Consider the following 22,596-nt stretch of genomic DNA (forward strand, 5'->3'; position numbering starts at 1 on the left):
AGAGAAAAACAGGGTTATACGGTTTTTTGAATGGAATGTCTAGGGCGGTAGGGGAATCTCTAAAGCTTGAGATAGAATGATCGTAAGCATCCGGCTAACACAGCCTTACCAAGCGATCCTATAAGCCTTAATTTAGTTCCCACCTAAAAACAAGTGGGGACTTAATCCATGAACATGGATATATATTCAGCAACACCTCCTGTTGCTAAAAAACGCAGAACATACAGCAAAGAATTCAAACTCAGTATTGTCAATGCCTGCAAAAATCCTAATACCTCGATCGCTTCGGTCGCACTGCAACATAGTATTAATGCCAACCTTGTCAGTCGTTGGATCAGGATCTTCAGCCATCATGATGGTGCCGTGCAGGATCCTACTCATGTGAATCCAGCATTTATTGCTTTGCCTTACACTGCTGCAATCAGCCAACCTATTGATGAGAGGATCACGTTGTGTATCACCGTGCCTCATACGAATAATGATATTCAGCTAAAATGGCAGACATCAGAAATACCTGCCTTGGCAGAATTACTCAAGGCACTGGCAACATGATCCGTATCAATGAAATCTGGCTCTCCACCCAACCTCTGGATATGCGAGCAGGGATGGATACGACCATGGCTCAGGTGGTGAGAGCCTTTGGCTACATCAAACCGCATTGCGCCTACCTGTTCTGTAATAAACGTGGCCATCGTATGAAAGTGCTGGTACATGATGGACTGGGCATCTGGCTGTGTGCCAGGCGTTTGGAACAGGGAAAATTCCACTGGGCTCAAGTTCACCAAGGTGAAACCGTGGCCCTCAACCCGGAACAGTTACAGGCATTAATCCAGGGTTTGCCCTGGCAGCGCATTGGATTGCAGCAAGTGGTGAATATGCTCTAAACCAAGCTCGGCTATTCTGCTATTCTCCAAACGTTCTATTTCCTCTGCGTCATGACCTCAGGCATACTGCGGTCATGAATACGCTGCCTGACTTAAGCCAACTGACCCATGAACAACTGCTGGAATTTACCCGGCAGTTGGCGATGCAGCATCAGTCTCTGGCACAATCAAATCAAGAATTAGAAAAATCAAACCAGCAATTGGATGCCAAAGTTCAGCATCTTTCTATTCTCAATCAAAAATACGAGCATGAACTGGCGCTGTTTAAAAAGCACAAATTCGCCCAAAAGAATGAACACTTAACGGCAAAACAAATCCATCTGTGGGATGAAGCGGTTGAAGAAGATATTGCCGCAGTTGATCTAGAACTGGAACGGCTAAATGCAGATAAAACCAATGCAGCGACACAGAAAGCCAAAACCAATAAACCTAAACGTCGACCACTGCCAGATCATCTACACACCATCCGTATTGAGCATGAACCTGCATCAACCCAATGTGCTTGTGGCTGCCAACTCCGTCGTATCGGCGAAGATGTCAGTGAAAAACTGCATTTCAGACCGGCACAGTTCTATAAGGAACAGCATGTGCGTGGCAAATGGGTCTGTGATCAGTGTGACACTCTGACTCAGCAAGCGATGCCCGCCTATGTGATTGATAAAGGCATTGCTTCACCTGAATTGCTCAGCCATGTGCTGGTATCGAAATATGCCGATCATTTGCCGCTGTACCGTCAACGTCTGATCTATCAGCGGGCGGGAATCGAACTTTCTAGATCAACTTTATCTGACTGGATAGGTCGCTGCGGTGTAGAACTGGAACCTCTGGCCAATGCCTTAAAAGAGGTGGTACTACAACAGCAGGTGCTGCATGCAGATGAAACACCAGTCACCATCATGCGGATGGGTGAGAATAATAAAAAACCGAAGAAAGGTTATGTCTGGGCCTATGCCACCACACAGTACAATCCAGTTCAGGCGGTGATCTATGACTTTCAGGATAGTCGTTCAGGCCAGCATGCTGCAGAGTTCTTGAAAGGCTGGCAGGGTTATCTAGTCTGTGATGATTACAGTGGTTATAAAGCACGTTTTAAATCAGGCTAGGTCATAGAGGTGGGCTGCATGGCCCATGCACGTCGTAAATTCCATGAACTGCATGTGACCGGGAAAAGTCAGGTTGCTGAACAGGCCTTAGTGCTGATTCAGAAACTGTATGCGATAGAAGCAGAGCTCAGGAAAAAGACCGATGGTACAGCGGAAGACCGCCGCGAATACCGACAACAGCATAGTCAACCAGTGATGCAACAACTATATGAATGGCTCAACCAACATCATCTGACAGTGCCATCGAGTTCTCCCACCGCCAAGGCCATCAATTACACTCTGAAGCGTTGGCCAGCTTTAAGCCGCTATCTGGATGATGGCAATCTACCTATTGACAATAACTGGGCAGAGAACTCAATGCGTCCCTGGGCATTGGGCCGCAAGAACTGGCTGTTTGCTGGCTCGCTGCGCAGCGGCCAGCGAGCGGCGAATATCATGACTTTAATCCAGTCAGCAAAGCTGAATGGCTTGGATCCGTATGCCTATTTAAGTGATGTGCTGAAAAGGCTGCCGACGCATAAAGCGACCCAAATAGAAGAATTACTGCCACATCGCTGGAAATCCAACTCAAATTAAAAAATAGGCATGGGGTTCAGCGGACGCTTACGCAATAAGCATATTCACTTAAACTCTGAAACTTTGGCAAAAGCCAAAAGCCAAAAGCCAAAAGTAAAAAGCCCGAATTCATACTTAGTTCGGGCTTTTTTTAAGGTGTTTAAAATTTTATAGATATCGTGACCATTTCAGGGCAAAAGTGTCTTTGTCCATAGTTAGTCCAGTCGTTTCGGTAGTGCTTGTTGAGCCTTTGATATTGGTGAATTCATCTTCCGGTAGAATTACTTTTAGTCTGACCTCAAAATCATTTGCATATGGATCTCGTAAAGAGGATTGAGCCATTTGAGTTGAAATATTTCCTTCGACTTTTCCACATATTGAAGAGTTAAATTCATATTTAGAAAATATATCACCATAAATGTGAGGACAAACTCCTCTAAAGTTAACTTGTTCGTTGGTCATAAGTGCGACATAGCCTAAGTCGAGTTTTGTGGTATCTTGACCATCAATGTTTACCATTAATGGATTGCCATTCTCATCATTATTCATACTATATGAAAATTCTGTATTGCTTTTACAGAGGTTGGTTGGTATGAGGTAGGTATTTGAAACAGTAGATGGAGCTGTTGTCACCGATGGAGTAATTTTACGGTTACAAATAATCTCTGCATTTGGTTTTTCGCGTAAAATGTTATAAGGGGAATAAATCGTGGGTGCAGCAGTGGTTATATTGATACTTCCTTCGGCTAAAAAGCTATTGGTAAAAGTATTGTTTTTGGGGTTCGTTAGTCCTATTTTACCATGAATAGTTAGGCTGCCTTCAAAGTAAAGAATACCAGGAGTTAACATAGGATTACTCATATCAGAGTTGTCAAAAAAAGCTCGAACATACCATACATTACTTACACTATCATGACCTATAGGCTCCCACATATCACCAGTAGCTTTGTTAGTTACACCAATTTGAGGGAAATAGCCAATGATTTTGCTTGTGCACACATTTTTATATACTAGATCAAAGATTTCTTTTTGCTCAACCTTTTCACATATTGCATCAATATAAATTTCATTTTTACCATCAATACTATATCTCCCAAGATAAAAGCCCTTTCCATCACTCACTTGGGTTTTTACACCGTCTTTTATGCTGTATTGAGTATTGTTTTCATAAATATATTCTTCACCACTAGTGGCATTTTTGAGGTGGTTTAAAAATACCCGTATAGTTAGTAGTTTTTCTGATCGTTTTAAGTTCGCCATAGTAAAAATATAGTTGGCTTCACTCTTGTATTGTTTAACATCGACGCGTGTTTTTTCAAAACGGTTTTTTTCATCAATATAAGTCTCTATACTTGAAGTATTTACAAAAGGAACTGCGATACTTGCTAGTTGTTCTTTTAGAGCGTTAATTTTCGAAGTAGCTTCACTGCTATTTCGATTTACACTAGTTGCTCTTTTATTGACAAAATCATTTGTATTAAATTCATTCACAATTTTACTAGCAGAATAAGCTTTTCCGATACGTACTCCGCCTGCCAACATGATTTTGTCTGCATAAACATCGTCAGCTCTTCGACCAGCAATCCATGCTTCAAAAGCACTTGCAGTTTCAACATTATTAGCACGTGCCCCTGCACCCGTAATGAGTACTCTCCCTCCAGCTTTAATATTTTTTGCTTCACTGTTAGTATGAATTTCGACAGCACCTTTTGCCAAAATATCATCGACTTGTCCACCAAGCCAAAGTTCTACATTTCCTATTGCTGTAAGATTTTTTGCTCTAGCCCCAACTCCAGTAACTGTAATGTTTCTAGCCTTAATGTTTCCAGCTTTACCTCCCGTATGTATAGTGACATCTGAGTTGGAGACAATATTTTCTGAACGACTATCACTAAATAAATCTACATTTCCTTTTGCTGTAATATTCTCAGCATTTGCAGGTAATCCTGCAGTGCAGGTTTTAGTTAGTGGTGAATATTCTGCTCCAACACATACTCTGTCGAGAGATCTAATATTTTTTACATCTAAACCGTATACAGTAACAGGACCCTTTGCATTTAGGCTTCCAAATGAACCTGAACCTGTATCTGTAATTTCAATTCGTCCAGCAGCATTGACGTCGATATCTACACCTCCACATATTCCATTCAATAAATTTGCTCCTAAATTAATAGTTGAACAATTAATAACTACATCGCCTGTAGAGTTGATGGTTAATTTGGAAATATTTTTAAGAGTAGCACCTGTTTGTAGCCATAAATCTCCGTCAACGTTTAATTCTAGTTCGGTGTCAGGATGGTTTGCTTCAATTGTGCTTGCTATTTTTGTATTACCACCTAAGACCATTTTTGCTGATTTTGATGAACTCGTAATTGTGCCATCTTTAACTTCAAATTCATAAACAACATTGAGTGTGGTGGCAGCTTGGGATGCTTCATTATCTGCACTAATATCAGCAGATATTTTGCATATATCGCCATTTGCAGCACAGCCGATGACTAATATATTGCTTGCCGTAATTTCTTGAGTGGCATTAGCTTTTAATACGATTGACTGACCATTAAGAGTGAGTATATCGGCTATACCATTTTTACCTTGTTGTAGAATATAGTCATGAAAAGCACTTGCCCCTGCCCAAGCCATGATTTGTGCATTTGTCTGTGCATGTGCTGCCACACTTGCCTCTTTTTTAGCCGTAACGGTTCTAGATAGTGATGCAGTCGTAACCATTACAGTGATACCAACCAATACAACCAATAAAACAGTTGCTATACCTTGTTGTTGTTTTAGGGTTTGCATAGCACTACACCTATTAATGAAATAAAATATTAAGGGATATTATTTAAACAAACAGCACGCTGAATGTTTTTCCCGATACCAGTTAATCCAAGTCTTGCGCCTATAATTGTTAGCTTTTTACCATTTTTGATATTGCTTAGACCAAAGGGCGTGCAGCTTCCATCTAAGTTATAACTAAATATAGGGCTGTTAGAGTCACTTCTTATTGCGACAATAGGTTGATCTATTGACCAGTTTTTTCCTGTAAGTGCGCCGGTGCCGCATGAGTCTGGGGTAGTTTTTAGTAAAACTAGACGATGTATGTAATGGCTTTCCTCTGCTGTAATAGTTTCAGATATGCCTTGACATTTATATGTGATAGGTGTCAGCTCTAAGTTGGGTCTTAGCCTCCAAAAAACAGCATTTTGACTATTATGGGAGCCAATTGAAATATCTTCTGCTTGACCTGAGCCGTATCCTGCGTTTTGTACTAACTTTTGGGTTATGAGGACACCAGTTTCAAGTTGTGCATCATATTCTGCATCTTGAGAGGCCGTAAGTCCTGTGCGTGTAATTTGTTTGAATAGCATAAGCATCATTACCATGCACAGCATGGCAATAACAAGTCCTACTAGTAATTCAATAATTGTAAAACCATTTTTATACATAAGTTACTTCCCCACAATATAACAGTCGGTTGTTATATTTGTTCCATCAGCACAGCGATCGGAGGACTCTTGGCTAGTACTACTAATGGCAAGAACAGGCCATTCTGTAACTATGCCATTTTTAACTATTTGTTCGATTCCACAACCTACATAATACGTGTGACCATCAATGAGAATACTATCCTTATTAATTGCTCCACATAAGCCAGATGTTGGTGTGTTGTTGACCACAGCGCCTTGTAATCTGGCTTGCATTTGATTAATAATAATTGATTGTACATGTATGTCTTTTTGAGTATGCAGCATTCGACTCAGTACTGTTCCACTACCTAAGATAATGATAGAAAAAATAACCAGTGCGATTAATGCCTCAAGAAGAGTAAAGCCCTGTTGTTTAAACGATATTGATTTTAATTTCATCATCATTTTTCTTCACTTTAATATCATCTAGTGTTGCTGTGCAGGAACTTGCGCTCATCAGGATTCCTGTTGTACTAAAAGCAAAACAATTTACAAGACTAGTATCTTTTTTAATTGTGACACCCTCAGAGAATGTCATAGATTTCAAAATTTCATTGCCAGAAGTTGAGCAAGTTGTTCCACTTTTTATTCGCAGAATATGAATCACTTTATTGCTATAGTCTATGCACACACTTGTCGCAATTGCAGTGGATGTCTTATTGTTTGTGTTTCGTATAGCAGCAACACGTGCTTGGAATACGGCTGTTTTTAAAATAGATGAGGCATTATTAACCTGACTACGAGTTATCCATGAGCTAGTGAGAGAAGTGCCCATAAGTAATAAAATAGTCATAATTAATATGGTTATCATTAGTTCTACAAGTGTAAACCCTTTAGTTCGCTTAATTTTATCTTTGGGTATATTCATATTAATTACTCCATGAAGTAATTTGACCACAGCTACTTATTGTTCTTTGCCCTTTATCGTCTAGGGTTAATGTACAGTCTTTAATATCCGCATCAACACCAATCGCTGTAAGGGTAAATGTAGTGCCCGCAGATGTGTATTGATATGTGAAACTGCTAGATGAAGGATTCCAAGTTGGAAATTTAGCTTTTATAGCACTAGTTGAAGTAAGGTTGCCAGTCGTATAGCTGAGTTGCCTTTGATAGTTACTTTCTGCAGCGAGTGCTAATCCAACAAGATTAGATTGTGCCTCTTTTACTTTTGCTTTTGTTACATAACTTTGATAACTAGGTATAGCGATTGCTGCTAAAATAGCCATAATGACCACAACGATCATAAGTTCAATTAATGTAAATCCATTTATTTTTTTCATGTATACCCCAAATTTAAAACGCTATCTAGCTTCTACTAGTAATGAATGGAAGATTAAAATACTTAGCTAAGTCCAACAACTCGAATATGACAAAGTGTGTTAATTTTACGATAAAATGTAAAATAAAACATGCTATATAAGAAAAAGGGGATTGGATGTCTTAAATAGTTAAAGCATCAATTAATTTGAATTTTATTAAAAATAGGGGGGATTGTTGGTGAACTAAAAAAGTATCGCACTCACTTTTTTAAGTGAATAATCTAATTGTCTTTAAATGAATTTATCCTTTTTGTTTGCTCAGCATCTGTTGCTTTGTATAAGTGATTTTATTTAAAAATATACTTATGATTTTAATAGTGCACGAATAAAAAATTATTAAAAACAGTAAAAATTCGAGTTTGATTAAAAAACTGTGGAGAATTGAACCATTCATTCGATATCTTTCATTTTTTGAAAACGAGATATTCGTTAGTCATTGCTTTGGGTTTTTGAAGAAATTCAGTAATTTTTTATTCAATAGAAACTCTATGGATGAAAACATTCTTATAGCACTTGATAGGTTGCAGATTAGGTTAAGTATAGAGATCTTCGAATAGTGATCATTTGAAGCAATATTTTATCTGAATCACACGATTATGATGACTATAACTATTTCATTAGAATCATTTCCAGCACAACCTTAGAGCCAATAAACCCAAGTGCCAACAATCCAAATCCAAGCAGGGTAAATCTGACGGCTTTTTGTCCACGCCAGCCAAATTTCCAGTGACCAATCAGTAAAGCGCCATAGACCAGCCAGGAAATAATGCTAAATGCTGTTTTATGTGCGAGGTGCTGGGCGAAGAAATCATCAATGGTAAAGAAACCGAAGCCAAGTGCGATCGTTAATAAAATAAAACCTGTCATTAACATATCGAAGAGAAGACGTTCCATATCTTGATATGAAGGCAGTAAGCTCACCCATACGCGACGTTTTTGTTTGTTTTTAAGCTCACGGTCTTGTAAACGAAGAATCAGTGCTTGAATGGTTGCCATTAACAGTACGGCGTAGGCAGAAAGGGATAAGATGATATGAATATCAAGTCCCAAAGAGTTCTGGATAATAAATTTGGCAGGTTGGGTAAATGCAAAGCCAGCGATAAGCCCTGCAGCTGCAACCGGAATACCAATCAAATTTAAAGCCAAAGTTGGTCGATAACTACTGTAAATAATACTTAAAAACAGCATCAATCCTGAGGTAAAGGAAACAATCACAAATACGTCATAGTTAATGCCAATTGGTGTATGCATGTCGCCATACACCACCAAAGTATGCAGCGCTAAACCGAGTAAAGCAGTTATGCTAACAAACCATTGGTTAGGAACACGTTTAGACATTAAATGCAGGAACAAATACCAAAAAGAAGTGATATATGCGATTAAAGCTAAAACGGTATAAACCAAAGGGAGGCTGATCATGTCTAACCTTTTTGCGGATGATGAATATTCATTTATATAAATTCGATGCGAACTACAGTATCCTATAGCATTCTATGCATAAATTTTCTATTTTAAGAAACAATTTTTTGCTCATGGCTATTTTAAGCGGATTTTGCAATGTTTGATACCTTAACAGAACGACTCACGCAGAGTTTAAGAAATGTTACTGGCTCAGGGCAGCTAACCGAAGACAATATTAAAGATACGTTACGTGAAGTACGTATGGCACTTCTTGAAGCCGATGTGGCGTTACCTGTAACTCGTGAATTCATCGCGAAAGTTAAGGAAGAGGCATTGGGTCAGGAAGTGATGACTCAGTTATCCCCTGGTCAGGCGTTCGTCAAAATTGTCTATGACGAACTCACAAAAATGATGGGCGAGGCCAATGAAAGCCTTGACCTTGCTGCCAAGCCACCGGTTGTGGTGTTATTGGCAGGTTTGCAGGGTGCGGGTAAAACCACCACTGCAGCAAAATTGGCACGTTTCTTACAAGAACGTCAAAAGAAAAAAGTGGCGATGGTGTCTGCCGACGTTTACCGTCCTGCGGCAATTAAACAGCTACAAACGGTTGCAGGCGAAGTTGGCGCAATTTTCTTTGACTCAAATGCCAATGAAAACCCTGTCGATATTGCCAACCGTGCCATCGAACAGGCAAAAATTCAGTTTGCTGATGTGTTAATTGTCGATACTGCAGGTCGTTTGCACGTCGATGATGACATGATGGATGAAATCAAGGCATTACATTCAGCGATTAAACCGACTGAAACCTTGTTCGTGGTCGATGCCATGACGGGTCAGGATGCGGCAAATACAGCCAAAGCCTTTAATGATGCCTTGCCATTAACAGGTGTAATCCTTACTAAAACTGATGGTGATGCGCGCGGTGGTGCAGCACTTTCAGTTCGTGCGATTACGGGTAAACCAATTAAATTCTTGGGGATGGGTGAAAAACTCGATGCCCTAGAGCCATTCCACCCAGAACGTGTTGCACAACGTATTTTGGGCATGGGTGACGTGCTGTCTTTGGTCGAAGAAGTTGAACGTAAAATCGACAAAGAAAAAGCCGAAAAAATGGCGAAAAAACTGCAAAAAGGCGGCAGCTTCAACTTTGAAGATATGCTGATGCAGTTTGAACAAATGAATAAAATGGGCGGCATGATGGGCTTCTTAGACAAGTTGCCTGGCATGAGCAACTCAGGTATTCAAGATGCAATTGCGCAAGCCAATCCTGAAAAGCAAGTGAAAAAGATGGAAGCGATTATCCAGTCGATGACCATCAAAGAGCGTCGTAACCCAGACCTGATGAATCCAAGCCGTAAAAAACGTATTGCTGCGGGTTGTGGTATGGATGTGTCAGAAGTGAATAAGTTGATCAAGCAACATGCACAAATGGCAAAAATGATGAAAAAATTTGCCAATCCATCGGGCATGGCAAAAATGATGCGTTCACTGGGCGGTTTACAAAAGCAATTCAGTGGCGGCGGTATGGGGCCATTGTTTGGTGGCAACGACCCAACCAAGAAATAATTGTTAAAAACATCTTAGAATCAAAGTGTTAAAAAAGCAGGCGCATAAAAATGCGCCTGCTTTTTTGTTGTTCTTTATTCGTAGATGACAGCTACACCGAAAGATTTATCAGCGTAGATGGAGCAATGTTTGGTTTTTAGTGCACTTCATGGGTTGCATATTGAATATAACGCTGCAAACCTTTGAGCAATAAATTTTGCTCGACTTGCGGTTGATATTGCTGCAAGAATTTGGCAAACAGCGGTGCATCGCCACCCGTTAAAATCAGTTTACGTGGTGACTGTCGAAGTACATGCTCAATGGTGCTGAGCAAGCCGAGTAAAATACCATGATGAACAGCATCAATGGTGCTGCGTCCTGGGGTGAGTTCATCAAATGCAGCATCGGGAATTTTAATGCCTTTGGTGTTTTGAATCAGTGCATCACGTTGCAAATATAAGTTCGGTAAAATATAGCCGCCTAAATGCGTCAGTCCATCCGCCAAATCAATAGTCAGCGCCGTACCACAACTAATGACACAATAATTTTCTTGTGGGTCATTTGCCACGGCAAGCACTTGCAGCCAGCGATCTATCCCCAGTTGTTGAATATCATATTCACAATGCAAACCTGCATAATCTGCATGCACTTTGGCATAAATCACAGGCACATTCAGGGTTTTTAAAATCAAGTGAATGCGTTGATTATTCTTCTGATCTTGTACCGATGACACGCCTACTTTATGCACATTCAGACTTTTAAAGTGTTGAATCAAACCCAGCAACAAATCGGCAGGAGATTGCAAATGCAATTCTGCTTCATGTTCGATGATGCGGTCTTGTTCTGTGACCCAATATTTCAGGCGGGTGTTACCAATATCTAGCCATAAATTTTTCATGAAGATGACTCGGCATGATCGATAGGGCGTAAACGTCCCTGATAAAAAACTTCAAGCCCTTGTGCCGTTTCAATTTGCACTGCGCCATCATCCTGAATGCCTAAAAAAGTACCCTGACAAGTACCTTTAAAATGTTCAAATTCAACTTGTTGTTGCATAAATGCGGCATGATGATTGAAGCGAGATGCCAAATTATAGCAATCGTGATTAAACCAGTCGCAGGCTTGTTGAATGGCAAGATAAAGCTCTGCGATCAGGCGCACACGATCAATAGATACCAAACCCAGTTCGGTTAAAGATGTGGTTTTTTGATCAATAACTGCTGAGCTGACAGGTGCAAGATTAAGCCCAACCCCAACAATGACTTGCTGTGCAGAAATTGGCTCAATTAAGATGCCGCCCCATTTGCCTTGCGGGCTGTATAAGTCATTTGGCCATTTTACTTGTAGATTCAGCGCCTGTAGACTCGGCATTTGCAAGATATTTAACGCAATTTCTAAAGCCAAACGCCCATTTACAGGTGTTCGTAAATTTAGCAATGTGCTTAAATAGATGTTCCCTTCGGGTGATACCCATTGCCGTTGACGTTGTCCTCGACCATGCGTTTGTCTGGTACTGCATACCAAGACACTCTGCACACCTTTTTGTGCAATTTCCCGTACATCATCATTGGTGGAAGTGGTAATCGGCTTCAGGATGAGTACTTCTGGAAGCTGTCCTGCTTCTGTGAGTTGTTGTTGCAGTTGTCGGGTTTCTACATCCATACGAATTTACAAATAGTGGAATATATTTATGGAGTTAATCATATATTTATTGATTGGTGCAATTGCTGGATTTGCAGCAGGGCTGTTTGGCGTGGGCGGCGGCTTAATTATTGTGCCAATTTTATATATTGTGTTCACTCAACTCAATTATGACCCATCGGTGTTAATGCACATGGCGGTGGGGACATCATTGGCAACCATTATTGTAACTTCGATCAGCTCAGTTACGGCACACCATAAAAAAGGTGCGGTGATGTGGCCTGTATTTCGTAATCTTGCGCCTGGTTTAATTGTGGGTGCATTTGTTGGTGCAGGTATTGCCGATTTCCTTTCGGGGCAAGGCTTACAATTATTAATTGGCGGTTTTGCACTGTGGGTGGCTTTTAAGATGTTTAGAGGCGCAAATATTGCGGTTGATCCTTCACATCATTTGCCTTCAACTGCAAAGCAAGTCATGGCGGGCGGTGGGATTGGCATTGCCTCTGCAATTTTTGGGATTGGCGGTGGCAGTTTAACAGTGCCGTACTTAAACCGTTACGGCGTGGTCATGCAAAAAGCGGTAGCAACCTCAGCCGCTTGTGGTTTGCCAATTGCGGTGGCGGGCGCATTAGGCTTTATGTGGTTTGGTAAGCAAGCCGAAGTTGCAGTACCCAATACTATTGGTTATATCCACATTTATGCATTTATAGGCATTAGTGTGATGAGCTTTATTACTGCCAAAGTTGGTGCGAAAGTGGCACATTTGTTATCGCCAGCGATGTTGAAAAAATGTTTTGCCTGCTTGCTGACCACCGTTGGCTGTTATTTTGTATATCAGGGTATGCGAGTATTTTTCTAAGTTGAGTCGCTATTTTCTTTGTTTTAAGCCATGTAAAATTGGCTCTAGCGCCATGAAATTGTCGGACAATGTCATGGCGTTGTGATCTGTTTCGCAGTAAAAAGAAAGATGCTTGTATCGGAGCTATGCTTGCAGTCGAAGGATGATCCTGAGATGTCTTAAATGAGAGTAGCTCCGAATTTTCATCACTGCATCTTATAAAAACAAGATAGGAACAGTATGCAACAACAAGAATCAGAAAGTTTATCGGAACAAATTGCCCGACACATCGCAGAACAGATTATTAGCGGTGATTTGGTTGAAGGTGAGCGTATTCAGGAATTGCGCATCGCCAAAGAACTGGACGTGAGTCGTGGTTCGGTACGTGAAGCGCTGTTGTTATTGCAACGTACTCATCTGATTGAAATTTTTCCACGTCGTGGTGCAATTGTGTCGGAAATGTCGGCACAGCAAGTCCGAGCTTTGTTTGACAGCAGCAGTTTGTTATTGGGTTATATTGTGCAGCGTATTGCGGACACGTGGCGAATGCATGAAGCTGAAGCCTTACAACAACTTTTGCTGCAACTGGCAGAGCAATGTCGCTTGGGCAATACTGAAAAGTTTTATGATTTAATTTTTCAATATCTGGCACGGCAGCCTGATATGGTGGGAAATTTATATTTAATGAAGTTCTATCAAGAGTTATTGCCATCGTTAAGACGCAGTTACTTTTTGACCTTAAATACTTCGCGTCGGGAGTTACAAGAATCTTTTGAATTATTTAAACTGGTGAGTGATGCAATTTTAAGCAGAAAATCACAACAAGCCACTTTATTTATGGAAGATTTTTGCCGACACTTGCGCAACTTGGTGTTGGAATCTCTGACCCGTATGAAACAGATCGAGCTTGCATGGGCAAGACGTTCACGCCGTTAATTGGGACATTATGCGTTTAAGCAGTTTAAAACTTTCTGGCTTCAAATCTTTTGCCGACAGTACGACCTTACATTTTAAAGCCAACCGTACCGCTGTGGTGGGGCCGAATGGTTGTGGTAAATCCAATGTGATTGACGCCATTCGTTGGGTGATGGGCGAATCTAGTGCGCGCCAGTTGCGTGGCGGCAGTATGCAGGATGTAATTTTCACAGGAACTGCCAAACGCAAACCTGTAGGTGTAGCCAGTGTTGAACTGCGTTTTGACAATACCTATGGCAAATTGGGCGGTGCTTATAACGCCTATAATGAACTGTCGGTACGTCGGCAGGTCAACCGTGATGGTAAGTCTGAATATTTTTTAAATGGAACCAAGTGTCGTCGTCGTGACATCACCGATATTTTTCTGGGTACAGGTTTAGGCCCGCGTTCTTATGCAATTATTGAACAGGGCATGATTAATCGTTTGGTTGATGCTAAACCTGAAGAAATGCGGGTGTTTATTGAAGAAGCGGCAGGCGTGTCACGTTATCAGGCGCGTCGTCGTGAAACCATGCTGCATTTGGATCACACCACGCAGAACTTGGCGCGTTTGGAAGATATTGCTTCAGAACTAAAATCGCAATTAAAAACCTTAAAACGTCAGTCAGAAACAGCAATTCAATACAAAGCGCTTGAGAGCGAAATTCGCACCATTAAAGTCGAAGTGTTGTCTTTTCAGTGTGAACAAAGTGCACGTTTACAGCAAGAATATACCCTGAGTATGAATGAGTTAGGGGAAAGTTTTAAATTGGTGCGCTCTGAGCTGACCACTTTGGAACATGACTTAACTGCGACCAGTGAGTTGTTTCAGCGTTTGATTCAGCAATCGACACCCCTACAGCAAGAATGGCAACAGGCAGAAAAGAAACTGGCTGAACTGAAAATGACTTTGGAACAAAAACAAAGTTTGTTTCAGCAAAATACCGCGACTTTATCGCAGCTTGAACAACAAAAAGCACAAACCAAAGAGCGTTTGCAGTTGATTGAATTGCAGCTAGAGAGTTTGGTCGATCAGCAAGAAAACCAACAGGCAAATCTACAGCAGCAAGATCATTTGGCGCAGCAGCAGAGCCAGCAATTTCAGGATTTAAAAGCACAGCAACAAACCCAAGCTGCACAATATGCCCAAGTCAAAGCGCAAGTAGAACAGCAACAACAAAAGCATGTGCACATGCAGGCGCAAAGTGAGCAGTTAGCCAAAAATATCAGCCGTATTGAACAGCAAAAACAAACCCTGACACAGCAGTTTGCACAAATTCAGCCGCAAGATCAGCAAGAGGGAATGCAACAACTGCAAGACGAAAAGACCCGCTTGCAGGCTGAAATGCTAACACTAGAACAGAATATTCAAGACAGCACTCAGCAACTCGCCACGTTGCAGACCAACTATAATGAGCACAAAGCACAGTGTGCGACCTTAAAATCTGAGATTCAGATTTTGCAGTCAGAACAGAAAAACCTCAATCAATTGCTCATTAAGCAAAGTCCAAAAGCCCAAACCGATGTGGTGCAGTTGATGCAAGTATTACAACTTGCAGATGTGGCGAAACCACATGCCAATTTAATTGAAAAGTTCTTGGCTAAATGGTTATCTGCGCAGGTGGTAGAAGCAGATATTGAATTTCAGGACAGCCGCGCACGTCAGCTAAAAATTCATTTGGCTGTAGATTCAAAAACATCAAAAATACAGCTTTCGGGGTGTGAGTCGCTCAGTGACTGGATTGCTTCACCGCAAAGTAGCTTGTGGCAAAGTGTCGCAATTACAGAAAGTTTATCGCAGGCTTTGGCATTGCAAGTGCAATTACAAGCAGGGCAGTCTATCCTTAGTTTAGATGGTTATCATGTGGGAGCAGACTGGGTAATCGGGCTGTTTTATGATGAAGCGGCACAGGCAGGGCAAGGGGCATTAAGCCATCGGATTCGCTTGGATGAAATTGAACAGGCGTTGGCGTTGCAACTGCCACAATATGAGCAAGCAGAACAGCAACTGCCTGAATTGCAGCAACAGGTAAAACAGTTGCAGCAGCAATTGCAGCAACAACAGCAACAGCTCAAACAGCAACAACAAGCCTTGCAAACGCTAGATGTGCAAATGGCGAAAGCCGAAAGTGCGGCACAGGCTTTTGCAGTACAGCAACAGCAATTACAGCATCAATTGGCACAATTAGATGAGCAGCTTGAAGAAGATGCCATGCAAAAAGATGATCTGGAAATTGATTTGCATGCTTTGGCTTTTAAACTTGAGCAAGCCTTACCGCAGTATAAAATCTTGCAATTTCAGGTCGAGCAGCTGAATGAGCAGCTGGATAGTTCACAGCAACAGTTTCAGCAGCAGCAACAAGAAGTGGATCTGTTACGTCGTCAAGCGGTACAAACTCAGCAGCAAATTGAACTGTTAGAAAAAGATGCCACTTTCTTAAAAGCACAATATCAACAAATTGTGGCGCAAATGGAACAAGCCAAAAAGTTTGTCGATCCTGTTCAGTTGGAATTGCCTGACTTGGAAACTCAGTTTTCAGAGCAGCAGCAGCAGACTGAAAAGCTGCAAAAAACTTGGCAGGAATGGCAAGTGGAATTGAACAGTGTGCAGTCCAAACAGCAGCAACTGACCGAGCAACGGCAGCAGCAACAGCAGCAAGATGAACAATTACGTGCCAAACTCGAAGAAAAGCGCTTGGCATGGCAATCGGCAAAGTCGGACTATCAGCATTATTCTGAACAGTTAAAAGATTTAAACAGCGAGATCATCACAGGTTTGCAGATTGATGTCGCTGCGCATCAACAAAAACTGGCGAAAGCGCAGCAACAGTTTGATAAATTGGGTGCGGTCAATTTGGCGGCTTCGGAAGAATATGAAGAAGTATCTGCCCGTTTTGCAGAATTAAGCCATCAAATTGAAGACTTGGAAAATACCGTTTCGCAGTTACAGGCGGCAATGAAAAGTATTGATCAGGAAACTCGTAAACTGTTTATGAATACTTTTGATCAGGTGAATACCGAATTGCAGGAGTTGTTTCCTAAAGTCTTTAATGGCGGTGAAGCGAGTCTGAGCTTGGAAGATGACTGGCAATCTGGGGTGAAATTGATGGCGCGTCCACCGGGTAAGCGCAACAGTTCTTTGGCCTTACTTTCAGGGGGTGAAAAAGCACTGACAGCTTTGGCTTTGGTTTTTGCAATCTTCCGTTTAAACCCAGCGCCATTTTGCGTACTCGATGAAGTTGATGCACCGTTAGATGATGCTAACGTGGGGCGCTTTTGTAATTTAGTAAAAGAACTTTCTGAACAAGTGCAATTCATTTACATTACACATAATAAACTTGCTATGACGATGGCAACCGACCTCTTAGGTGTTACCATGCCTGAACCGGGAACCTCAAAATTAGTAACCGTAAATTTAGAAGAAGCCGCAGAATACGGCCTAGTCGCGGAGGCATAATATGGAAATCACCACAATCGTTGGAATTGTCATCGCTATTGTGATCATGGCGTTTGGTTTGAAAATGATTCTAAAAAAACCTGTAGATTCAGCGCCATCCTTAGATTCGGAACTGCAATTTAATGCAGAAAGCCAAAAACCGATTATTCCACGCCATGTACGTGACCAATTGCAAAGCGACGCTACGCCACCGCGTGTGGAGCCGACTTTAACGGTAGATGAAGTTACGCAAGATGCGCCTGCCAAGTCTGAACCACAGGCTTTAACGGATGATGTCGTGGCTTCTTCAAGCACAGAAACTGACAAAGTTGAACCGAGTTTGCAGGCAAATACAGAAAATTCTGAGCTTGATCCATCCACAACGATATCGAAGTCTGAAGTTGCACAAGACACGCCAAGCCCGACAGCGACAACTTCAGAATATTCATTATCGGATGAAATTCAGCAAGTGATTGTAGAAACTGAACCGAATGCGCAGACTGTCGAGCAAAACAAAGCTTCGACTGAATACAGCCTGAATCAACACATTGAAACTGCCGAAATTTCAGAATTTAATGAAGAAAGCAGCATTTTAGATTCGCATTTGTATGAACAAAAAATCATGGATGAAGAAAGTGCCTTGGCAACCGCTGAATCTTTTATCGCGCTGAATGTCTTCCCTGAACGTCGCATACTTTCGGGCGATAAAGCCTTAAAAGTCTTGATGAAATATGGTTTACGTTTCGGTGAAATGTCATGTTTCCATCGCTATAACGAAGATGGCACTAAATTATTATTTTCAGTTTTACAAATTAATGATGAAGGCGCAGATGGTTTTGATTTAGAAACTTTATCGAGCGAACAAGTTAAAGGTTTAGCGTTCTTCCTCGCTTTGCCGCACAGCGATGTGCAAAATGCCTTTGATACCATGGTCAGCATTTCAGGACTGATTGCACGTGAAATTGATGGAACGGTCTATGACCAAAACCATTTAGAGTTTACTCCACAATTACGTGAACACTGGCGTCATCAGGCGATAGATTATCGTGCTGGTCAGGCAAGTCATGTCTAGAATTGCGATCTCGTACTGGGTATAAGCTACGTCAAGTGTTTGGCAAATGAACTGAGTGCAGTAGGATAAATTGCAACTTTGCAGCCGCATTTTTATAATGTGCGCAGCAATACAAGCTGTAGCATGCGCTACATAGAAAAAATTGAAGGGCGGAACAAGACCGCCCTTTTTTATGGTGGAAAATATGTCTGTAGATTTAACCGTCGTGGCGCAAATGCGTCAATTGATTCAACTGCTTGCCAAGCACAATCATGCCTATTATGTGATGGATCAACCGACAATTGCAGACAGTGAATATGATCAGCTTTTCCATCAACTAAAAGCGTTGGAACAACAGTATCCAGATTTAGTTCAACCCGATACACCGACCAATAAAGTCGGTGGCACACCTTTGGCAAAGTTCACCACGGTTACACATGCTGTGCCAATGTTGTCTTTAGGCAATGTGTTTAATCAGGAAGAATTATTTGCCTTTGCAAGACGTGTCGAAGAGCGTTTGCCCAACCAAAATATTGAATACGATGTCGAACTCAAATTTGATGGTTTGGCGATTTCACTTTGGTATGAACATGGTGTTTTAGTGCGTGGTGTGACCCGTGGTGATGGGGAAACAGGGGAAGACATTACCCACAACGTCAAAACTATCCGCAATTTACCGAAAGTTTTGAGTGCGACAGAAACGGCTATTCCTGAATTTTTGGAAGTGCGTGGTGAAGTGTTGATGCCAAAACTTGGTTTTGAAAAACTCAATGCGGCCAATACAGCCAAAGGTGAAAAAACCTTTGCCAATCCACGCAATGCAGCAGCAGGCAGTTTGCGTCAGTTAGACCCGAATATTGCGGCTTCACGTCCTTTAGCATTCTATGCTTATGGCATTGCGCAATGTGTGCCGCCTCATGGACAAAGCACCATGTCCGACAGTTTGGCATGGTTGGGGCAGTTTGGTTTTGAAATTGGCGAACGTCATTTTGTCTGCAAGAGCATTCAAGATGTTCAGGCGGCCTATGAGCAAATTAACCTTGAGCGTCCGAATTTAAGCGTTGAAATTGATGGCATGGTGGTCAAGGTCAATGACTTGAAACAGCAACAGCAATTGGGCTTTTTAAGTCGTGAGCCGCGCTGGGCGACTGCCTATAAATTCCCTGCAGTTGCCGCTTTAACCACCATTGAAAATATTGATTGGCAAGTGGGGCGCATAGGTACGTTGACGCCTGTGGCACGTTTAAACCCCGTTGCGGTAGGTGGTGTGACGGTATCCAATGTTACTTTGCATAATATTGGTGAAATTCACCGTTTGGATGTGCGTTTAGGCGATACGGTCAGTGTTTACCGTAGTGGTGATGTGATTCCCAAAGTTGAAAAAGTCTGGCCTGAATTTCGCCTTGCCGATGCGCAAGAAGTGCATTTACCTGAACAATGCCCTGTGTGTGATTCGCCTGTGGTGATGCCTGAAGGTGAGGCTTTGGCGCGTTGTTCAGGCGGTTTGTATTGTGCGGCACAGCGTATTGAAGCGATTCGTCATTTTGTGTCACGTAAAGCCATGGATATTGAAGGTTTGGGTGATCGTTGGGTGGAGTCATTACTGCATCTGAACTTGCTACAAAATGTGGCTGATATTTATCATTTACACGAACACCGCGACACTTTGCTCGGCATTGAAAAAATGGGTGAGAAGTCGGTTCAAAACTTGATTGACTCGATTGAAAACAGCAAAAAAACTACTTTGGCTGCGTTTATTTATGCCTTGGGAATTCGTGGTGTGGGCGAAACCACCGCGCGGATGCTTGCCAATACTTTTCAGACTTTAGAGGCTTTGCGTGAAGCTGATTTAGAAGCGTTAAAGAAAACTCCAGATGTGGGAGATATTACGGCAGAATGGATTTTGGACTTTTTCCAAGCGCCGCATAATTTAGAAGTGTTGGATCGTTTATTAGCTGCAGGCATTCATTGGGATGCTCCGATTGCACCGACACGTCAGCCTTTGAATGGTGAAAGTTGGGTGATTACAGGGACGTTGAGCCAAATGGGACGCGATGAAGCGACTCAGTTGTTGCAGGCTTTGGGTGCACGGGTGAGTGGTAGTGTTTCGGGTAAAACCAAATGTGTCGTGGCGGGTGAGAAAGCTGGCTCAAAGCTGGAAAAAGCCGAGAAGTTGGGTGTGCAGGTCATGAATGAAGCTGAGTTTATTCAGCTGATGCAGGAATATGGTGTGCTTGAATAAGCATCATCCTACATTTTATCCACTAATAGGTACAAAGGCACTTCAACGATGAAGTGCCTTGGTTTTTACTGAGAGAAGTCGAAGGTTTAACGTTTCTTCACAATGCCATCATCAATGAGTTGCTGAAAATGTTCGACTAGACTGGTTTCAATATTGCGGTAGTGCATACCCAATTCACGCTGACTTTTTTCCGCATTAAAATAAATTGGGTAGCCCATATTCAGTTCCACAAATTTACGGGAAAAACCAAGTAGAGGGCCAAAGGCTTTAAAGGCAAATTTAGGTAACTGATTGCGTGGGAAAGGGTATTTACGTCCAAAGTGCTGCGCTAAAATTTTGCCCATTTCCAATAAGCTGAGTGTGCCACCGCTAATAATATAGCGACCTTCAGCAGCAGGGTTGAATGCGGCCTGAATGTGAGCATCGGCAACATCACGCACATCGACAATGCCATTCCACATAGCAGGGACACCAGCCAAGGTCATACCGTTGGCAAACTGCAATAACACTTCCACGCTGCCCGATTGGGTGTTTTTGGTCAACGATGGGCCAAGCACCAAAGCAGGGTTGATACAGACCAAATCCCAGCGGTTTTGTGCCTTTGCGATTTCCCAAGCTTTGCGTTCAGCTGCCACTTTTGAATAAGGATAAGGCTGATGCTCAGGGCTACTGCTAGTATTCCAGTGACTTTCATCAAAGCGATTATTGGCCGTATTTAAAATATCAATCGCATCGCCATAGGTTGCAGCAATACTTGAAGTCACCACTACACGCTTTACCGATGCAGTACGATTAACGCTGTTTAATACATTTTCGGTGCCTATGACGGCAGGTTCAATAATGTCTTTAACTGCATCTTTATAATTGGTGACCACAAAAGGCGAGGCCATGTGCAGCACGATTTCACAACCTTGCATGGCGGCATCAAAAGCACCTTCTTCAAGTAAGTTGGCTTGGAATAATTGTAAGTTGCCTGTGCTTTTTGCCGCGATATCAGTCAGATGTTGAAAACTGTGGGTTTTATTCAGATCACGCACCGTCGCGTGTACGGTATGTCCTTGTTCAAGCAGGTTTTTAATGACCCAACTGGCAATATAGCCTGTTGCGCCTGTGACTAAAATGGGTGCAGATGTATTTAGATTTGTCATTATTTTAAGAAAGTGATGGAACTCGTGACTATCATAAAGCAGCTGGGTTTTAAAATCCGCTTTTTAGGCGTTTTTTACGATACTTGAGCGTCAAAGTATGGTTTCTTTCAATATTTACAAAATGATGCAAAATCATTGTATTGTCATTTTTAAAGCTAAGTTTTGCCAAGCAGTTGTTTTATATATGGGAATTTTTAAGTTATATTGCAAATGCGTATGTTTCTCATTTTAATTTTATAAAAATCATGGGTTTACAATAATTAACTTTTGCAATTTTGCCTGAATGTGTCCATAATGACTGGATTAAGAAAGGGAGTACAGCAAATGCGTGGCAATCCAGAAGTCGTAGACTATTTAAATATGTTGATTGGTGGCGAACTGGCTGCTCGCGATCAATACCTGATTCATTCGCGTATGTATGAAGATTGGGGTTTAAGCAAAATTTTTGAGCGCATTGACCATGAAATGCAGGAAGAAGCGCAGCATGCCGATGCTTTAATTCGTCGTGTATTGTTCCTTGAAGGCACTCCAAATATGCAGCGCGATGACATCGACGTGGGTGAAGATGTGGTGTCTTGCTTAAAAGCCGATTTAAAACTGGAATACGAAGTACGTGAAAAATTGGCGCAAGGCGTAAAATTGTGTGAAGAAAAAGGCGATTATGTCAGCCGTGATATGTTGCGTCAGCAAATGACCGACACAGAAGAAGATCATACGTACTGGTTGGAAAAACAATTACGTTTAATTGAATTGATTGGTTTACAAAACTACATTCAATCGCAAATGTAATCTGATCAAAGCAAAATAGACCAAAACCCGATTTATGATAAGTCGGGTTTTTTTTATAGATCGGTTTTTATAGATTGGCTTTTTTATATCAATTGGCTCTGTACACGACAAAAATAGATAACTCATTGAAATAATGTCACAATAATTGTTTTCTAACGACGAATACTATGACACATCTCAATGAGTTATATCTTATCTTAAACAAATCTCTAAAATGGAACAA

18 protein-coding genes and 1 pseudogene are annotated in these 22,596 nt (G+C 41.7%); 10 read left to right on the forward strand and 9 right to left on the reverse strand.

From position 1 onward, the window contains the following. Nucleotides 1-168: 168 nt before the first annotated feature. The 3 genes and pseudogenes from FTU98_RS10565 to FTU98_RS10575 all read left to right on the forward strand — a co-directional run bounded on the left by FTU98_RS10565 (nucleotide 169) and on the right by FTU98_RS10575 (nucleotide 2,563). Nucleotides 169-552, forward strand: coding sequence for a transposase (locus FTU98_RS10565; protein ID WP_019836977.1), 384 nt, complete (start codon nucleotides 169-171; stop codon nucleotides 550-552). Further along, complete coding sequence (gene tnpB / locus FTU98_RS10570) at nucleotides 549-884, forward strand: IS66 family insertion sequence element accessory protein TnpB (protein ID WP_180051390.1); 336 nt, start codon at nucleotides 549-551, stop codon at nucleotides 882-884. Before FTU98_RS10565 ends, tnpB begins: the two co-directional genes overlap by 4 nt. 74 nt (nucleotides 885-958) lie before the next feature. Further along, nucleotides 959-2,563: pseudogene (locus tag FTU98_RS10575) on the forward strand (IS66 family transposase). A 147-nt stretch (nucleotides 2,564-2,710) separates the two neighbouring features. On the opposite strand, the gene FTU98_RS10580 reads toward FTU98_RS10575, so the two are convergent. The 6 genes from FTU98_RS10580 to FTU98_RS10605 all read right to left on the reverse strand — a co-directional run bounded on the left by FTU98_RS10580 (nucleotide 2,711) and on the right by FTU98_RS10605 (nucleotide 8,747). Further along, nucleotides 2,711-5,341 (reverse strand): hypothetical protein, encoded by a 2,631-nt coding sequence (locus FTU98_RS10580; protein ID WP_180051391.1) that lies wholly within the window; start codon nucleotides 5,339-5,341, stop codon nucleotides 2,711-2,713. Between the two features lie 29 nt (nucleotides 5,342-5,370). After that, nucleotides 5,371-5,988 carry a prepilin-type N-terminal cleavage/methylation domain-containing protein gene (locus tag FTU98_RS10585; protein ID WP_035270613.1) on the reverse strand — a complete coding sequence of 206 codons (618 nt, stop codon included), beginning with the start codon at nucleotides 5,986-5,988 and terminating at the stop codon, nucleotides 5,371-5,373. A gap of 3 nt (nucleotides 5,989-5,991) precedes the next feature. After that, nucleotides 5,992-6,414, reverse strand: coding sequence for a type II secretion system protein J (locus tag FTU98_RS10590; RefSeq protein ID WP_180008568.1), 423 nt, complete (start codon nucleotides 6,412-6,414; stop codon nucleotides 5,992-5,994). Next, nucleotides 6,383-6,877 carry a prepilin-type N-terminal cleavage/methylation domain-containing protein gene (locus tag FTU98_RS10595; protein WP_167845814.1) on the reverse strand — a complete coding sequence of 165 codons (495 nt, stop codon included), beginning with the start codon at nucleotides 6,875-6,877 and terminating at the stop codon, nucleotides 6,383-6,385. Before FTU98_RS10595 ends, FTU98_RS10590 begins: the two co-directional genes overlap by 32 nt. Before the next feature lies 1 nt (nucleotide 6,878). Continuing rightward, on the reverse strand, nucleotides 6,879-7,289 hold the full coding sequence (locus tag FTU98_RS10600; protein WP_167845815.1) for a type IV pilin protein: 411 nt from the start codon (nucleotides 7,287-7,289) through the stop codon (nucleotides 6,879-6,881). A 648-nt stretch (nucleotides 7,290-7,937) separates the two neighbouring features. Next, entirely contained in the window at nucleotides 7,938-8,747 is an 810-nt protein-coding gene (locus tag FTU98_RS10605) for an inner membrane protein YpjD (RefSeq protein WP_167845816.1), read from the reverse strand. A 138-nt stretch (nucleotides 8,748-8,885) separates the two neighbouring features. Here FTU98_RS10605 and ffh point away from each other — a divergent pair, with 138 nt between their 5' ends. Then, nucleotides 8,886-10,295, forward strand: coding sequence for a signal recognition particle protein (gene ffh, locus FTU98_RS10610; RefSeq protein WP_096902093.1), 1,410 nt, complete (start codon nucleotides 8,886-8,888; stop codon nucleotides 10,293-10,295). Between the two features lie 136 nt (nucleotides 10,296-10,431). Here the strand turns inward: ffh and FTU98_RS10615 are convergent, their stop codons facing one another. Further along, a complete protein-coding gene (locus FTU98_RS10615) occupies nucleotides 10,432-11,172 on the reverse strand; it encodes a type III pantothenate kinase (protein ID WP_180051392.1) in 741 nt (246 codons plus the stop codon). Continuing rightward, nucleotides 11,169-11,936 (reverse strand): biotin--[acetyl-CoA-carboxylase] ligase, encoded by a 768-nt coding sequence (locus FTU98_RS10620; RefSeq protein WP_004972369.1) that lies wholly within the window; start codon nucleotides 11,934-11,936, stop codon nucleotides 11,169-11,171. The genes FTU98_RS10615 and FTU98_RS10620 overlap by 4 nt, the downstream gene beginning before the upstream one ends. 28 nt (nucleotides 11,937-11,964) lie before the next feature. On the opposite strand from FTU98_RS10620, the gene FTU98_RS10625 reads away from it, so the two are divergent. The 5 genes from FTU98_RS10625 (at nucleotide 11,965) to ligA (ending at nucleotide 20,436) form a co-directional block, all read left to right on the forward strand. Then, nucleotides 11,965-12,774: a sulfite exporter TauE/SafE family protein gene (locus FTU98_RS10625; RefSeq protein WP_004972366.1), complete on the forward strand. Its 810-nt coding sequence runs from the start codon at nucleotides 11,965-11,967 to the stop codon at nucleotides 12,772-12,774. 219 nt (nucleotides 12,775-12,993) lie between these two features. Next, nucleotides 12,994-13,689, forward strand: coding sequence for a GntR family transcriptional regulator (locus FTU98_RS10630; protein ID WP_004972365.1), 696 nt, complete (start codon nucleotides 12,994-12,996; stop codon nucleotides 13,687-13,689). A 10-nt stretch (nucleotides 13,690-13,699) separates the two neighbouring features. Beyond that, nucleotides 13,700-17,164 (forward strand): chromosome segregation protein SMC, encoded by a 3,465-nt coding sequence (smc, locus tag FTU98_RS10635; RefSeq protein ID WP_179996296.1) that lies wholly within the window; start codon nucleotides 13,700-13,702, stop codon nucleotides 17,162-17,164. Nucleotide 17,165: 1 nt separating this feature from the next. Continuing rightward, nucleotides 17,166-18,215 (forward strand): cell division protein ZipA C-terminal FtsZ-binding domain-containing protein, encoded by a 1,050-nt coding sequence (locus FTU98_RS10640; RefSeq protein ID WP_179993655.1) that lies wholly within the window; start codon nucleotides 17,166-17,168, stop codon nucleotides 18,213-18,215. Nucleotides 18,216-18,399: 184 nt separating this feature from the next. Beyond that, complete coding sequence (ligA, locus tag FTU98_RS10645) at nucleotides 18,400-20,436, forward strand: NAD-dependent DNA ligase LigA (RefSeq protein WP_180006172.1); 2,037 nt, start codon at nucleotides 18,400-18,402, stop codon at nucleotides 20,434-20,436. Between the two features lie 86 nt (nucleotides 20,437-20,522). Here ligA and FTU98_RS10650 read toward each other — a convergent pair whose 3' ends face one another. Next, nucleotides 20,523-21,584, reverse strand: a complete 1,062-nt coding sequence (locus FTU98_RS10650) for an aldehyde reductase (protein WP_180051393.1) — start codon at nucleotides 21,582-21,584, stop codon at nucleotides 20,523-20,525. Nucleotides 21,585-21,908: 324 nt separating this feature from the next. Here FTU98_RS10650 and bfr point away from each other — a divergent pair, with 324 nt between their 5' ends. After that, a complete protein-coding gene (bfr, locus tag FTU98_RS10655; protein ID WP_004972356.1) occupies nucleotides 21,909-22,373 on the forward strand; it encodes a bacterioferritin in 465 nt (154 codons plus the stop codon). The last annotated feature ends 223 nt before the right edge of the window (nucleotides 22,374-22,596 follow it).

The organism is Acinetobacter sp. YH12211, from assembly GCF_013418015.1.
GTDB lineage: Bacteria > Pseudomonadota > Gammaproteobacteria > Pseudomonadales > Moraxellaceae > Acinetobacter > Acinetobacter towneri.